Consider the following 15,827-nt stretch of genomic DNA (forward strand, 5'->3'; position numbering starts at 1 on the left):
ATTTGTTGACTCAATTATTTATACTGTCTTTGCTCAAATAAACTTACGAGTATCTTCACTCTGACAATACAATTAATAAAGTCTTAATTTTATCGCCCTAAGTGAAAATCCACACAAGTTGTTCTTGTGTTTGTTGTTATTTAGTGTACAACATCATCGGCTGATGTCGTTAAGAAGGTCGCTATTTTAACAGCTTATTTTGTGTTGTCAATAACTTTTTTCTTTAATTTTTTATGACCGCTCAACTTATATCTATATTAATTTAAGTTGTTGTTTTTACTACAGTTTGTGGCTGTAGTCGCTGCCAGTGAGTGCGTATTATACGCTTTTCTTTTTACCTGTCAATACTAATGGGAAAAGTTTTTTCATTTATTTTGCAGTTGTTGATAACTCCCTTTATTTTGTGGGTATTTACTGCCATTTGATATATAATTGAATATATTGTTTAAGCAATTTTTTGTTAGGCGATGTTCGGTGGTTTTGCGGTTGTCGTCTTTCATTTTTTTTATGTTCATGTCAGAAAATATGTGAGGGCAAACAATGTCTGTACAACCTCCTTCCCCTGCTGGTAATGATTTTAGACTCCCTGTCCACCAAGTAGATGCCACTAAAAAACGCGTACACCCCCGTTTTGTGACGGGTTTTTATCAAAATATCCGCGTTGTCAGTATGTATTTTTTATTGTTGTTGTTTTTGGTGTTGCCATGGATTCGCTATGGCGGACACCAAGCAATATGGTTCGATTTCTCGGGTTCTAAGATTGTGCTATTTGGGCTAACTTTTTTACCCCAAGACGTTTTTATTTTTGCGTTTTTCTTTATGGTTGCGGCCTTTTTATTGTTTATGGTAACCGTTTATGCCGGTCGTGTGTGGTGTGGCTATGCGTGTCCACAGACGATTTGGACGCATATGTACCAATATACTGAGAAGCTTATCATCGGTGATCGTAATAAGCAGTTTAAGTTAGATAAAGCGCCTTGGAATGGCGAAAAAATCATGAAACGCGGCTTGGTGTATCTGATTTGGTTTATCATGGCGTTAGTGACTGCATTGACGTTTAGTAGTTATGCCGTTGGGACTGATTATCTTTATCATAGTTGGCAATGGTTTGGCGTTATTCCTGTGCCAGATTGGACACCGCTAACTTGGGTTTCGGTACTTATTTTTACCTTTGCGACGTTTGCCAATGCAGGCTATATGCGTGAGCACTTTTGTACCCATATTTGCCCCTATGGCCGCTTCCAAAGCGTGATGTTCGATAAAGATACGTTGATTGTCACCTATGACTATAAACGTGGTGAGCCACGTGGCGCACGTAAAAGAGGCGGTGAAGATGAGAACTTAGGTGACTGTATCAACTGTTTGATGTGTGTGCAAGTGTGTCCGACGGGTATCGATATTCGTGATGGTTTGCAAGTTGAATGCATCCAGTGTGCGGCCTGTGTCGATGCGTGTAATGACATCATGGATAAAGTTAATAAACCACGCGGTTTGATTCGTTATAGTACCGAACGCCAATTGGTAGAGAATGAGCCAAGTAAAATTTTGCGTCCCCGGTTTTTTGCTTATTTGGCGGTGATTACGTTGTTGATTGGGACGGGGGTTTATTTTTTAACCAGTCGTGTACCGCTGCAGATTGATATTCGCCGTGACCGTAATCAGTTGTCGTCAATCAATGCGCAAGGTTTGGTAGAAAATAACTACATCATCAAAATCACCAACAAAACCCAGCAAGACCATGATTATGCGGTGACATTGACACCACAACCCGGCTTAAAACTTGATAGCCGCTTTAAAACCATTCCATTAGAAGCAGGCGAAAGTTATGACTTCCCTGTCAGTGTGCTGGGCGATCCAAAAGTGATTACCCAAAGCAATATCCCTATCCAAATGCAAGTGGTGAGCGTGGATGATGGCGGTAAATACAAAGCAGTAAAAGATAACGTGTTTACTACCGATAAATAAATTTGATTGCCTAAAAAAGCTGATTTTGATAATCGGCTTTTTTTGTGCCAAATTATTGGCGCACGTTATTGGGGCATGGGTTTTTCTGCTATACTAGCTTTTTGATTGTTATCTGCTGAGTGGTCTATGGCAACACCGACAAATTCTCCTGCTTCATCAACTTCTAATCAGTCGATATCCAAACTTTGGTATAAAAATTATATGGTTTGGATTTTTGTTATTGGTCTGCCGCTATTTGTGGTAGTCGCCTGTATCTGGTTCGTGTTTTACTCGGTGAGAATCCAAGACTCCACCGTGCGTGATGACTGGTACATGGATGGTAAGACCTTATATGCGGATGTGTCGAAAGACAAACTGGCGCATGATTTAGGGCTAACCGGTCAAATGATGATTAGCCACCAAGCAGTGAATTTTAAACTTGAGGCGCCCGCTAGTGACAAGTTTAAAGCACCTGAGCAATTGGCAGTGGAAATTTCCCATGCCACCCAAAAGCAAAAAGACCGCGACATTATCGTCAGACGGTTAAGTGATGGCAGTTATGCGGGCAATGTGCAGCTAGACCCGTCTAAAGGAAAATACTATATTGTGGTGCATGACCCAGCCAATAGCTGGCGACTGCGTGCTATTGAGGAGTTGCCGATGGCGAAGTCGATTGCCTTTAAGCCACTAACTGCGTTTGATGTAAAGGCGAAAAATTAAGTAATTTTTGGTAAGGGATAACCTTTCGCACAAAGATACCAATAATTTTTTAGCACTTCCATTGTGATATGAATCTCTGAAGTAAGAAAATTTTGCTCCAAAATAATTGGTTGTTGATTCTTTACGAGGATGTTGATAGCTGAAGGCTCTCTCTTATTTCTTTCAAGATATTCGATTGACTCAATGTCTCGCCAAACTATTGGTTTGATTATGTTATGTTTTTTATGAACAAGACAATCGGGGGTTAGTTCAATTTTTTCTATGCTGATTGGATTATTGATTGAGTCGATTGATGCTATTTTTTTAAAAAATTTGATAAAAACCCCAATTATACGAAAAATAACAACGACATAAACAGCTTTAATTGTAAGGCTCTCTTCTGTTGAAATTACTATTAAACCAATTGATAAACTAACAGCATATAATAACAATAAGCCAAGTTCATTTTGATTCGTGTAAGCTACAGAAGATGGGATTGATTCAAACTGCCAATTTATTAAGTCTTGTGACTGTTTAGCTTTAAGAAGCTTCTGTACGGTAGGTTCATTTTTTGTTTGTTTAAATTTTTTATCATCCAAGCGTGATTGTTTGGCTATTAGATGAAATCCATAAAACGTACTACCTAGAATGACAAATGCCAATACACCGCTGAATGACATATTTATGCTTAACGCAAAAGCAATAAATAGCGCTATGACGATATAGCGCTTTTCTATTTTCATACCAAATTTTCCCAAATCCCCACTTGCCCTTCATGGAGTTTTGGCACACCGCCAAGCACCCGCCAAGGCATGGTGCTGCCATGAAAATCACTACCGATAGACACCTTTAACTCATGCTCTTTAATCACTCTATCGACCATATGGCGGGTTGAAGTGGGTTCATTACTGGCGGGCAATTCCACCGCATCGCCACCGCTACTGGCAAAATCTGCAATCAGTTTACGCACTTTATTGGCGGTTAAATTATAGCGAGTCGCATGAGCCAAAGACGCTTTGCCACCACAGTCATGAATCAAATTGATGCAATCTTTAAGCGATAAGCCATCGAGTGCCACATAGCAAGGTTTATGGTCAGCCAAATACCCAGTAAAGGCTTTTTGCACATCACTCACCAAGCCTTGATCCGCCATCACTTTGGCGATATGGGTACGACCGACCGCTTGGGGATTACCTTTGGCTTGCACTAACACCGCCTCCCAAATCTCATCCATCGGGCGTCTAAAGGTACTTGCCACACGCTCGCACATCGCATAGCCGCGCGTTTCTCGATTGGCTTGGATGGCAGCCAATTTGCTATGCATTGTTTCGATATCACTAAAGCCGTACCCCAATACATGAATCACTTTTTCATTTTGGGCAGGTTTTTTGGAGTAGCCGCCCATGACACGATGACGGCAGCTGATTTCAACACCGTGAATCAGCGTCATACCAAGGCTATCAGCGGTTTGGCGCGCCTCAAGGATACCAAGTACCGTATCATGGTCGCTTAAGGATAATACTTTCACCCCTTTTTCATGCGCTTTTTGCACCACTTCGCTTGGGCTAAAAGTGCCATCTGAGCGGGTACTGTGACAATGCATATCAATCGGAAGTTGGGTATAAATAGGACTGCTAGACAAGATATCGAGATTTAAAGAATTCACAAATACGCCTTAATTACAAAAGCTAGTTGCCAACAATAGGACAAAAAGGGGTTAAGACAAAGAGGGGTTAACTCTGCGCTAGCTCGCTCACAAGGGCACGTGATTGATGAAGCAAGGAAAATCGCAAAGTTACTTTTCGATTTTAGCATATCCGTGTAAACTAGCGGTTAAGATTTTTACAAGCGATTTTTGTTAGAGACGACTATGAGCGGTTTATTAGATTTGCTACCTTTACTGGCATTTTTTTACTTTTCCAAACAGCAAGGGGTATTGGCAGGTGCGGCGGCGTTATTGATTACGACACTGGTGGTATATGTTGTGCATTTTGCCCGGCAAAAAGGCAAGCTCAATAAACAGCAGTGGGTGACGCTGATTTTAACCGTGGGATTTTGTGGGTTAAGCTTAATTTTCCATGACGAAGCGTTTTTAAAATGGAAATCAACCGTCATCAATAGCGTATTTGCAGTTGCCCTCATTATCAGTGTCGCGATAGGTAAACCGCTATTAGAACTGGCAATGAAAAATGTGTTTCGATTGACCCAATCGGGCTGGAATAAACTCACCCTCGCTTGGGCAGGGTATTTCTTACTGATGGCAGGTTTGCAATATTATTTTGCGTTTTTTACCAACAACGATACCTGGATTAATTTTAAAAGCTGGGGATGGATACCGGTGATGCTGGTATTTTTAATCGGGCAATTTGTGTTCTTAAAAAACCACCTAAATCCAGACATGCAGCAACAAATCAATGATAAAGGAAAAAACTAAAGGAGAATATGGATGGCACTTTATATTATTATCGGTCATGACGTTCCTGATAGCCTTGAGCTACGCAAACAGTTTCGCCCGGCTCATCTTGAGCGTCTTACGCGGTTAGATGAACAGCGCCGTCTAATCATCGCGGGCCCTACGCCAATTGTACATGGAGAGCCTGAAATGAGTGGCAGTGTATTGGTCGTGGATTTTGACAGCGATGAAGCTGTGCAAGCTTGGGCAAGTGAAGAGCCTTACTTATTAAATGGTGTGTATAGTCATGTGGATATCAAACCTTTTATCCAAGTTTTTCCTAAATCAGTGAGTTAATGTTATGTTTAACCGTTGTTTGTAGTACATAATTGGCAAAGTCTGGGTGGTGATAGGTGGTAAGCATGAAAAAATTGGTGGGCACGTTGACAAACGGCGCAGTTTTATTGATGGTATTACAGGTGACAAGCCTGACCCATGCAGCACCGCAAGTTGTCGTCACTGACCCAAAAACAGGACAACCGCTCGCCAAACAACCAGAGATTGCCTCAAGCGTTGCCAGTAGCACCTCACCAATGCAAAACCCCAAACAACCTACCCTTGCCCAGCTCAACCAGCCCACTGACAGCCAGTTGTCCAACGCCAACCAACAATTATTGGCAAAAAATGCTGAATTACAAAACCAAGTCGATAGTTTAAATACGCAGGTCAAAGTGCTTGTCAATGAGCGCAGTGGACAGATTTTTATCTACGGTGCGGTCACTGCATTACTCAGTGGGATACTTGGTATCGGACTGGGCTGGCTGGTCGCAGGGCGTAAAGGTCGTTGGTAGTCAACTTTATAAGCCTATAAGCCTGACATTGACTTGCTATGATGCCAAATAACCAAGCCGGCCTACCAAAAAAGCCCATCGTCGCCATCATCGGCGCAGGTCCTGCTGGCCTGATGGCGGCAGATTATCTGCGCCAGTTTGATGTTACAATCCAAGTATTTGAACAAAAACCTTCCCCTGCCCGCAAACTATTGATGGCCGGTAAATCTGGACTCAATATCTCGCACGCTGAGCCCGTTGATACCTTTGTCACGCGCTATCAGCCCGACGATTGGCTAACACCGCATATTCAAGATTTTAATGCGATGCATATCCGTGATTTTATGACCCGCTTAGGGATTGAATCTTTTGTTGGCTCGACAGGTCGCATCTTTCCTACCATGATGAAAGCCTCACCCCTGCTGCGGGCGTGGTTGCAAGCGCTGCAGCAGGACGGTGTAACGTTTTTTTATCGGCATAGCTGTGACAACATTGAGGGCAAGCAAGCGACTTTTTCGGTAGCGCATGAAAGCGGTAATCTGACTTTTACCCAAAGCTTTGATGCGATTGTGTTGGCAACGGGCGCGATGTCATGGTCGCGGCTCGGTAGTGATGGCAAATGGCAGGCATGGCTCAGCGATACAGAATTGACGCCGTTTTATGCCAGCAATGTCGGTATCTGTCGCCCACTGTTACAGCCTTGGTCGGCGCATTTACACCGCGATTTTGGCAAAGCGTTAAAACGGGTGAAAACCCAGGTGACATTGCCCGATGGCAAAATTGAGCAGGGTTTTGGTGATATCATTCTCACCCATTATGGCATGGAAAGCGGGCTGATATATCGGCTCAATCGCGCCATGCGTGAGCAATTAAATCATACGGGCAAAGTATCACTACAACTTGATTTGCTACCTGATATGTCTGACGAAAAATTATTGAGTAGTTTAAAAACCCCCAAAAAACAATCGCTAGCTAACCTTTGGCGAAAGGCAGGCCTTGATCCGGTCAAAATCGCCTTACTCAGAGAAATCGTCGCAAAAACGCACTGGCATGATGCCGATAAAATGACAAAGGCAATCAAACAGTTAACGGTAGAATTCGATAACTTTCGACCGATTGAAGAGGCGATTAGCTGTGGCGGCGGGGTAAAACGCACAGCATTAACTGAGGATTTTTCGCTAAAATCCAATCCTTATGTATTTTGCTGTAGCGAGATGCTTGATTGGGATGCGCCAACGGGTGGCTATCTGCTAACGGCTTGTTTTGCCACGGGTCGAGCCGCCGGACAAGGCGTGGCGCAGTTTTTAGCGTTATCCAAAAAATTGATGCAATGCACTTGACATAAGGCACTTATTAACTGTTCAGATAGCGACTGTAAAGGTAGGCAAGCAGCAGCACAAGCGCACAAATCGGTAAGCAGACAGGCAAAAACAGCGGATTTTGCATACCGCCGAACACTACCATCAATGAGCCCAATGCCGCCAAAATCGGCGATATCACACCCAGTAACATACTTTTGATATGACCTTGTTGCCATAATCGAAACACAGCAAAGTAAAATACCAAATACAGTAAGTAACTCACCACAATCGCGATTTCTGAAATATCCATATCGCCAAGCAGCTGACTTTTCATCACCGCATAATGCACAGCCGCCCAAAACATAGATAAGGCAAAACCTAGCAGCGCTGAACCAACCGATAGCTGATAGATAGGCGAGACCTGACGCAATTGCGCGCTAAACGGAATCAATGATTTGAGCGCTAAAGAATGCGGCAAACGAATCAGCCCTAATACCAAGCCATTCACCGTACCCATCACTGAAATCACCACAAATACCAAAAAGGCTTTGGCAGCGGTTTCACCAAATAACTGGGTCGCGACCACATACACGCTTTCATCACCCAATGCCATCACTTTTGCGGCGCCTAGATACGAGGTGAGTCCAACAAAATACAGCAAATAGCCCAGTAAAATCAACATAGGCGCGACAACTAGCGCAATCGGTAAATTACGTTTGGCATGTTTGATTTCCCCTGAAATACTGGTAGAGACCACCCAGCCATCAAACGAAAACGCAATCGGACCGATGGCGCCGAGCCATGCCAAAGACTGGGTCGCTTGACGCGCGGATTCACTTGGATGGGTTAAGGCGCTCACAGGGTCGCCATAGACAAACGCCATCACCCCTAGCACAAATAACGGAATTAATTTAACAATGGTGGCAAAGACTTGAAAACGCCCTGCAAACACCGCTGCCATCACATTAAACAGATAACAAATGACAAACCACGTAAGCCCGATACCCATTTGTAATTCAAGCGATGCCTCTTTTACTCCAAATAACAGGGCAGTGTAAATACCCACCACCCACGTCACCACCACGCCAAGCGTCGGGTAATACAAAAATAATTGAAACCAGCCAATCATCGTAGAAAAATGTGGACTGACAAATTCATCGGCATAGCCAATCAAGCCGCCGTGCGCATCGGTACGTTTTGCCAGTTCAGCAATCGATAGCGAACCGAAAATAATCGCTACCGCCGCCAATACAAAAACCACCGCGCCCAACGCCACATTGCCATTGGTATATTTTAAAACATTGTCTGCTTTAAAAAATATCCCTGAGCCAATCACAATCCCCACAATCATTGCCAATGCGGTGATTAGGTTATAACGCCCGTTACTTGATTGATTCATGTTGTTACCACACCCAAAAAAAAGCTGCATGCCATGTTGCAACGATAAAAAATCAGTTATGCTATACCCCCTAATCGCTGTTTTCAAGCCTTGTATTAGTAATATTTTACTTAGCACTAACTTTTAGTTATTTATTATGGGTCACTGATGCCACAATCTAGCCAACGTCCTGTCTCAAGCTCAAGCGAAAGTAGCACCCCAGCATCAACCATTCAAACCGCCAAACTGCACTGGCAGCTAGATGATAACGGCGTGACTGTCCCCCTCTCTAGCGAATTTGGCGATGTTTATTTTTCCAAAACCGATGGCTTGGCAGAATCTCGCCATGTCTTTATTGATGGCAACGACTTAACCACTCGCCTCGCTAATTTGCAGAACTTTGAACGATTTGTCATCGGTGAAATTGGTTTTGGGACAGGGCTTAATATCTTGGCTATTTGGCAACTGTGGCAACAAATCAGACCTGACAATCATAGCCATTTACATATCATTACCGCCGAAAAATTTCCCTTAAGCAAAACTGACCTTGAACAAGCCCTGAGCGTGTGGACAGAGCTTGCTGGGTTATCACAACAGCTCATTGCAAACTATCCGCCGCCACTGGTTGGCTGCCATCGTTTGAACTGGTTTGATGAACGATTGACGATTGATTTATGGCTTGGCGATGCGACGAGTAGTTTGTCGCAAGTGACTGGGCAAGGTAAAGTCGATGCGTGGCTGCTTGATGGGTTTGCACCGAGCTGTAACCAAGAACTTTGGTCAGAGAGTTTATTTGCTCAAATTGCAAGGTTATCCAAAACTCATACGACTTTGGCGACATTTAGTGTGGCAAGCCCAGTCAAACAGGGGCTAAAACATCAGGGTTTTGCCTTGGCCAAACGTAAAGGCTTTGGCAAAAAGCGAGAAATGCTCACCGCAAGCTTTCAACCTAAGTTAACATCCGCCAATTTTTGCGAGGTTTATTTTCGCTATAACAAAAAAATTAAACCATTTTTTGTCACCCTACCCTTTACTGACACGTTTGAATCCCGACGTCGTCAGCGTCGAAAAGCCAATAAAGCTAAAGGCTTTGAACTACCCAATTTTTCCGCTATTACAAAACCGCTGTCTGTGGCGGTGATTGGCGCTGGGGTGGCGGGTTTAAGCAGTGCGTATGCCTTAGCCGTCCGTGGACACAAGGTCACCATTTTTGATAAAGATAAGCCATTGGCAGGCGCATCGGGCAACATCCGCGGTTTTCTTGCACCAAAACTTACCAGCCTAAAACGCCTTGAAACCAATCTACATGCGATTGGTTATTTGGCAAGCTGTCGATTTTACCCTTATTTGACCGCACAAACCGGTATTAAAATCCTACAAACCACCGGCTGTTTGGATTTACTCTCACACAATCGCTTACAACTTGATGAAGTCAAAGATTTTCCCATTGAATTTGCCCGTTTATTGACTGCTGAACAAGCCAAAGCAAAAGTCGGTTATGAGGTTGGGCAAGCGATATTTTTGCCCAATGCCGGGTTAATCACTACCGCAAACTTTGCCAATGCTGTTTTAGGCCACCCCAATATCAGCTTTCAAACTGAGGAATTAACCTATTTTCAGCAAGCCTATTTTCAGCAAGATTGCGACCAGGTGCTATTAACATTCACTGAGCGTCAGCAGTTTTTTGACCATGTGATTTTGTGCATGGCTTTAGACACCTGCGATTTTCTACCCACCATCAAACGCTTTAATCACAGCCGTGGGCAAGTGACGTGGTTTGCTGTCGATGAGCATGATAAAGCACAGTTGCCAAAACTGCCGTTAAAGTATGGCAGTTATTACGCCAGTTTTAACGAAAACAGTAAACGCCATGTCATGCTTGGGGCAAGTTTTGTCAGGGATACCTTGGATACCACGCCAGCCGTTGCTGACCATAAGATGAATGTGGCAGATTTGGCGGATGCGGTGCCCGATTTGGTCAATAACACCGATATATTTACCGTCGAAAAAAACATACCCCATTGGCAGGGTCGCGCCACTATCCGTAGCCAAACCGTGGATTATCTACCCCTAGTTGGGCAGGTTTGGCAAGCGGGTTATGAAAGCAAAAGCCGAGTATGGAGCTTTTCGGCATTGGGGTCAAAGGGCTATGCTTATGCCCCGATTTGTAGTGAGCTGTTGGCGGGACTGATGTGTGGAGAAGTTTTGCCATTGTCTGAAAAGATGGTCAACAGTTTAAGTCCCAATCGCAAGGTCATTCGACGCTAAGTTATTTTCTCAGCAGTTTTTGATAAACCAAACTGCGTAAACTATTTGGCAATAATCGCACCGGTAAGCGAATGGCGAGGTTTTTAAGCAATTGCGCAATATGCAAAAACCCTTGTTGATAAAAGCTTTGCTGAATTGCCCACTCGTATCGGGCATACGCCAAGCCCCCGCGCCGTTCATACATCGCATCCCCTGCCCGTGCATACACCAGCACCTCTGGCAAATTGGCAAACTGATAGCCAGCGACCAATAATCGCACCCACAAATCATAATCTTCAAACAGCGGCGCATGGCGATAGCTACCGACCGCTTGTACCGCTGATTTTTTGAAGGCAACCGTCATGTGGTTGATGGGATTGCGCGACTTGGCTGAGGCAAAAATTGCCTCGTGTGAGGTTGGCACCGTGCGAGATTTTTTCCCCTGTGATAGCTGCTTTTCAAATTCAATGATTTGCCCGCCCAACACGTCAATTTCAGGATGGTTTTGGATAAAGTTAATTTGCTGCTCAAAGCGGTTAGGCACACAGATATCATCCGTATCCATACGAATGACCCAGTCATGTTGACAAGCGTTTAGACCTGCATTCAAAGCCTGTCCAAGCCCGACGTTTTTTGCTAAAGCGATAATCGTTAACGGTAGTTGCGGCTTAAAATCTTGTACCACTTTTTGTAATGCCAAATTGATTGGACCATCAAACACCAACACAACCTCATCGGCTTGGCGTGTTTGATTGACCAAGCTGGCTAGACATTCGGTTAGAAATTCGGGGTTTTCTTTGTCATAGAGCGACATCAGTACAGAAAATTTCATGTTAATTCACCCAGCCAAGTCAATGCCACATCCTTCTTTACTTTACGAGCGAACCAATAGCCGTCAAATTTCGCCCGCTCAAGCTTTAATAAATCCAAATAAATTGGACTATTACCATTGTTGATGGCTTTATCAAACACGATGAGCCGTTTGTTGTTGTTACTAAGGCGAAGCTGATTAGCGGGGCTTTTTTGACTATGCTGTTGTTGGCTGTGCTCTTGCTCACTTTGGTTTTGTTGAGTCAGCTTTTCGCAAATCAAGGTTTGAAAAAAGTGTTCATCAGGTACCAGTTTGTGACGGAAAAAATCACTGTATTCGTCGGTGAAAGGCACAATTTTTTCCCAGTCTTGCCGCGTCACTGAAAACCATTGTGAGCCAAAATAAATGGGTGAATGATAAGTTTTTATTTTTGCCACACCTTGTTGCAGTTTGGTGATGATTTTACCCGTCAATTGCCGTTGCCAGTTGCTGTCGGCATGGGGACTGTCCATAATAAAGCGATAGGCATACTGTGGCGCTATCTCGCAGGTCATCATCGCCTGAAAATCAAACCGCTGTTGCCACTGCTTTTCTATCACTTCAAATGGTTGTAACACCACATCTTCACCGCTGACCAGGTGAAAATAAGCATTGTCCTTATTGGCAAACGCCCTTTCAAATAATTTTAATGTCGCTTCAATTTGGCTAAACCCGCCCCAAAGTACCGTTATTCTATTTTTGAGCAAAAATACATTGGCTAGCTGTGCAGTCTCAGCGTCAGGAAAATAATCGGATTTAGCATCCATATGTATATAAAAATTGACGTTTGGCTGAATTTTCGCCAGCTTAATAAAATAACTGATATCTTGGTGGGCTTGGATAAGTAAAGCGTGTTTTTTCATATGATTACCCTCTGAACCTATTTAGATTATCTGCGTCATCTAAATTAATCAGGGTAAAACCACGACTGGCAAGAAACTCATAAGCATCAGGGAATTTATCCCACAGCGCTTGGGTATATACCATAAATACTTGGGTGCGGGGAAATTCTTTGAGCGAAAACACGGCAGTGCTGATAAAGGTATAAATTTCAAAGCGTTGGTGGTGGTTTTGTTGCAATGCCTCGCTTAGATAATCTTCAATGATTTTATCGCTATGAATCATAGGCACAAGGTCGCTAAAATCCAAGTTTTCTCGCGGGTGTGGACAAAATGCGTCAAGGTGAAATGCCTTGACCATTGTTTCTACAATATCAGCATAAGGTTTATCACCGATAAAATTGTCGAGTGCTTGCCCCAATAACAGCCGTTTTACCGGCAAATTTTCATCAGGCTGGTTATCTACTTTATCAAACAAATAAACAGGCTCGGTAGTAGCTATGATATTTTTTTCCTGGGGAAAAATGGTGAAATGTTTTTTGGAGATAGCCAAAATACTAGGGATACTGGGATAAGTAATGCCCACGGCGTGTTTAAACAGTTGTAGTGGCAAGGATTTTGGTAACGGTTGAAAATAGCTAGAATTGGGGAAAATATTAGCGGTGCCGTCATCAAAGGTATACAGCTGTTGGAATTTTATTTTAGAAATAACATATTGCAAAAACAACACGTCAACACTGGCAAGATAGACGCCATCAATCGGCTGTTGCCAAATGCCCAATTTTTTTAACATGGTTTTGATGTGGTTTAGGGTGGCAAAACGTTCGCCCCAGGTTTTATTGTTCAGTTCGATAAAGGCGGATTTTTCGCAGACTTGCTCAAGTTGGTCAAAATAATAGCGGTGTTTGGGCTCGCTTTTTGAATGGACGCCATACGGCAAATAAAGCCCAATAAAGGGGGTACTGTGTTGCTTAATAATTTGCTTGGCAATCAACACTTGCAAGGGGGTGATACAAATAATGAGATTCATGGCGTTTTTTTGACCTTTTCCACCTGCAGCGTATAATAATATAACAGCGGCAAAATCACCACGCCACTAATAATAGTCGCATACGGCACCACCGCCAGTGATACGCCACTTAACACCCACAAGGCCACCAAATATACCACCGTTGAGATGACGGAACACAGCGAGATTTGCGCGCTTTTGGCATGATAAAACAAAAAATTCACCAACAATAAATACGGAATTATCAGCGAAAACGCCAGTACAAACATCACCACATAATACTGGCTTTGGGCAAAATCTGCCCCCAATAGCCACGCCATCAATGACGACGGCATCGCCCAAGCCATGGCAGTCAACATAACAGGCACCATCAAACTCAGCCAAAACAGTCGATGCAATTGTATGACTGTCATGCGCTGCGATTTTAGCCGTTCATATAAGTGAGGCACCAGCGCAGAATTGACCGCCATAATCACAATGGTCAAGCTACTGGCGACTTGCACCCCTGCCGAGTATACGCCTAGCTCATGACTGCTAAACCGCTCGTGAATCAACACTCGGTCAAGTTGCCCTTTGATGGTATAGCTTAACCCATGTAACAGCAGCGGCAAGCCTAGCGTTAAAATATAACCAAGTCCCAGTTTGAGCCGTTTTGGGGTAAAGCGAAACTTGATAGCAAATTGGTATTTTGCCCACGCCAATGCTGCGACAAAAGTAACCCCATGCGCCAAGATAATTGCAATAAGACGCTGGGCAACTTTATCGGTGGTATCGCCAGCAAAAAACTGAAAAATCATTACCGTCCATAGTAAATTGCCCAAGGCTAAGCCCAGTTGGATGGTCAGATAGCTAAACGGACGTTTTTGGCATTGCCGCAGTGCCAGTTGGTTTTGAATCAAGGTTTGTAAAAAGGCAGTAAAAAAGCAGTAAAAAAGCAATTCGCTATGTAACAGCCAACTAATCGCTGTGCCAATTAGCAGCACGCCCGCGCTATATAGCCCGCCCGCCAATAAAATATTGCCTAGCCCATGCCTACCATACACATAAAAATAACGGGTCAAAGCGCCATTTTGCGACAGACTCATGGCGATTACAATAAACGCCGTGAGCGATAAATAATAGGACAAATCACCAAAGCCCGTTGTGCCTAATACCCGTGTCAAATAGGGCAATAGCAAAAACGGCACGGCTTTGGCGGTCATCTCGCCCACCACATAAATCAGGCTGTCTTTGAGTAAGGCAGATTGTGTTAAACGTTTGATTTTATTTAACATTACCTTTCAAGGACATCCCACGAGGTGGCGGTATTGGCGTGGATATCCGTTATCACTTTTTTGCCCATTAATTCATCATAAAACTTCGGGGCAAGACCAAAGCCAGGGCGAACGCTACGGATGCAGCTTTCATCAATCACATCCCCTGCCGTCATGTCTTTGACAAAATACAGTGAGCGGCGAAATTGCACATTGCCGATTTCGCTTGATTTTCGCCCATAGTCCACTTGTCCGAGCGACTGCCAAGCGGTTTTGCTATCACGGCAGAGCGCGGTGAGTTCGTCTTTTTCCAGTGAAAAACTGTCATCCGCGCCGCCGCCATTGCGGTCTAGGGTGACGTGTTTTTCAATAATACATGCCCCTAATGCCACGCTTGTCACGGCGGTGGTGTTGTCAAGCGTATGGTCGGATAAGCCAATCGGCACGCCAAAACGGCGCTGCATATCGACAATGGTACGCAGGTTATAGTCCTGCGCGGGAGCTGGATAACCACTCACGCAGTGCAATAACGCAAGCTCACGGCAGCCGCCATCACGAGCGGCGGCAACCGCCTCGGCAATTTCGGCTTGGTCTGCCATCCCTGTGGAGATAATCATCGGCTTGCCGGTACTTGCCACATATTTGATAAGCGGTAAATCAATCGCTTCAAACGAGGCGATTTTATACGCTGGGGCGTTCAAATCCTCGAGTAAATCCACCGCAGTAAAGTCAAACGGTGAGCTAAACATGGTGATACCGACTTTGTGAGCGTGGTCAAACAATGGTTTATGCCAGTCCCACGGCGTGTAAGCTTCTTGGTACAAGTCATACAAGGTACGCCCGTCCCACAATCCCCCATGAATTTGGAAATCTGCGGCGGTGCTGTTGAGGGTGATGGTATCTGCAGTGTAAGTTTGCATTTTGACCGCATCAGCACCGCACGCCTTTGCCATGTCAATGATACGGTAAGCGTTATTGATGTCGCCGTTGTGGTTGGCGGACATTTCAGCAATGATATATGGTGCATGGTCAATGCCGATTGGGCGATTGTTAATGCTGAAATTTTGCTTCATATTTTGATTCAT

Annotated in this window: 15 protein-coding genes; 7 read left to right on the forward strand and 8 right to left on the reverse strand. The window is 44.1% G+C overall.

Annotated features, from left to right (window positions below; all coding sequences use genetic code 11):
• Positions 1–540: 540 nt before the first annotated feature.
• Complete coding sequence (ccoG, locus tag ACH0AB_RS08260) at positions 541–1,965, forward strand: cytochrome c oxidase accessory protein CcoG (protein ID WP_050325858.1); 1,425 nt, start codon at positions 541–543, stop codon at positions 1,963–1,965.
• 126 nt (positions 1,966–2,091) lie between these two features.
• The gene (locus ACH0AB_RS08265; protein ID WP_406877872.1) at positions 2,092–2,664 is read left to right on the forward strand and encodes a FixH family protein; all 573 of its coding nucleotides are present in this window, start codon (positions 2,092–2,094) and stop codon (positions 2,662–2,664) included.
• Here the strand turns inward: ACH0AB_RS08265 and ACH0AB_RS08270 are convergent.
• Positions 2,661–3,386, reverse strand: a complete 726-nt coding sequence (locus tag ACH0AB_RS08270; RefSeq protein WP_406877873.1) for a hypothetical protein — start codon at positions 3,384–3,386, stop codon at positions 2,661–2,663. The genes ACH0AB_RS08265 and ACH0AB_RS08270 overlap by 4 nt on opposite strands.
• Positions 3,383–4,309: a PHP domain-containing protein gene (locus tag ACH0AB_RS08275; RefSeq protein WP_406877874.1), complete on the reverse strand. Its 927-nt coding sequence runs from the start codon at positions 4,307–4,309 to the stop codon at positions 3,383–3,385. Before ACH0AB_RS08275 ends, ACH0AB_RS08270 begins: the two co-directional genes overlap by 4 nt.
• Positions 4,310–4,513: 204 nt before the next feature.
• Here ACH0AB_RS08275 and ACH0AB_RS08280 point away from each other — a divergent pair, with 204 nt between their 5' ends.
• The 4 genes from ACH0AB_RS08280 to ACH0AB_RS08295 all read left to right on the forward strand — a co-directional run bounded on the left by ACH0AB_RS08280 (position 4,514) and on the right by ACH0AB_RS08295 (position 7,205).
• Positions 4,514–5,077, forward strand: coding sequence for an inner membrane-spanning protein YciB (locus ACH0AB_RS08280; RefSeq protein ID WP_065264024.1), 564 nt, complete (start codon positions 4,514–4,516; stop codon positions 5,075–5,077).
• A 12-nt stretch (positions 5,078–5,089) separates the two neighbouring features.
• Positions 5,090–5,392 carry a YciI family protein gene (locus ACH0AB_RS08285; protein WP_406877875.1) on the forward strand — a complete coding sequence of 101 codons (303 nt, stop codon included), beginning with the start codon at positions 5,090–5,092 and terminating at the stop codon, positions 5,390–5,392.
• A gap of 65 nt (positions 5,393–5,457) precedes the next feature.
• Positions 5,458–5,886, forward strand: a complete 429-nt coding sequence (locus ACH0AB_RS08290) for an SH3 domain-containing protein (protein ID WP_406877876.1) — start codon at positions 5,458–5,460, stop codon at positions 5,884–5,886.
• Positions 5,887–5,924: 38 nt separating this feature from the next.
• On the forward strand, positions 5,925–7,205 hold the full coding sequence (locus ACH0AB_RS08295; RefSeq protein WP_406877877.1) for a TIGR03862 family flavoprotein: 1,281 nt from the start codon (positions 5,925–5,927) through the stop codon (positions 7,203–7,205).
• A 13-nt stretch (positions 7,206–7,218) separates the two neighbouring features.
• Here ACH0AB_RS08295 and ACH0AB_RS08300 read toward each other — a convergent pair whose 3' ends face one another.
• Positions 7,219–8,565 (reverse strand): APC family permease, encoded by a 1,347-nt coding sequence (locus ACH0AB_RS08300; protein WP_406877878.1) that lies wholly within the window; start codon positions 8,563–8,565, stop codon positions 7,219–7,221.
• A 147-nt stretch (positions 8,566–8,712) separates the two neighbouring features.
• Here ACH0AB_RS08300 and mnmC1 point away from each other — a divergent pair, with 147 nt between their 5' ends.
• Entirely contained in the window at positions 8,713–10,812 is a 2,100-nt protein-coding gene (gene mnmC1 / locus ACH0AB_RS08305; protein WP_406877879.1) for an FAD-dependent 5-carboxymethylaminomethyl-2-thiouridine(34) oxidoreductase MnmC1, read from the forward strand.
• A gap of 1 nt (position 10,813) precedes the next feature.
• On the opposite strand, the gene ACH0AB_RS08310 is transcribed toward mnmC1, so the two are convergent.
• From ACH0AB_RS08310 to pseI, 5 genes are read right to left on the reverse strand one after another with little or no spacing between them, the layout of a single operon-like run.
• A complete protein-coding gene (locus tag ACH0AB_RS08310) occupies positions 10,814–11,623 on the reverse strand; it encodes a glycosyltransferase family 2 protein (protein ID WP_406877880.1) in 810 nt (269 codons plus the stop codon).
• Positions 11,620–12,504, reverse strand: a complete 885-nt coding sequence (locus ACH0AB_RS08315; RefSeq protein WP_406877881.1) for a beta-1,6-N-acetylglucosaminyltransferase — start codon at positions 12,502–12,504, stop codon at positions 11,620–11,622. The genes ACH0AB_RS08310 and ACH0AB_RS08315 overlap by 4 nt, the downstream gene beginning before the upstream one ends.
• A 4-nt stretch (positions 12,505–12,508) precedes the next feature.
• Positions 12,509–13,510 (reverse strand): glycosyltransferase family 52, encoded by a 1,002-nt coding sequence (locus ACH0AB_RS08320; protein WP_406877882.1) that lies wholly within the window; start codon positions 13,508–13,510, stop codon positions 12,509–12,511.
• Positions 13,507–14,763 carry an oligosaccharide flippase family protein gene (locus ACH0AB_RS08325; RefSeq protein WP_406877883.1) on the reverse strand — a complete coding sequence of 419 codons (1,257 nt, stop codon included), beginning with the start codon at positions 14,761–14,763 and terminating at the stop codon, positions 13,507–13,509. The genes ACH0AB_RS08320 and ACH0AB_RS08325 overlap by 4 nt, the downstream gene beginning before the upstream one ends.
• Complete coding sequence (gene pseI / locus ACH0AB_RS08330; RefSeq protein ID WP_406877914.1) at positions 14,763–15,815, reverse strand: pseudaminic acid synthase; 1,053 nt, start codon at positions 15,813–15,815, stop codon at positions 14,763–14,765. Before pseI ends, ACH0AB_RS08325 begins: the two co-directional genes overlap by 1 nt.
• Positions 15,816–15,827: the final 12 nt, after the last annotated feature.

The sequence above is a fragment of the Moraxella sp. 179-F 1C4 NHS genome, assembly GCF_045370505.1.
In the GTDB taxonomy this organism is placed as follows: domain Bacteria; phylum Pseudomonadota; class Gammaproteobacteria; order Pseudomonadales; family Moraxellaceae; genus Faucicola; species Faucicola tetraodonis.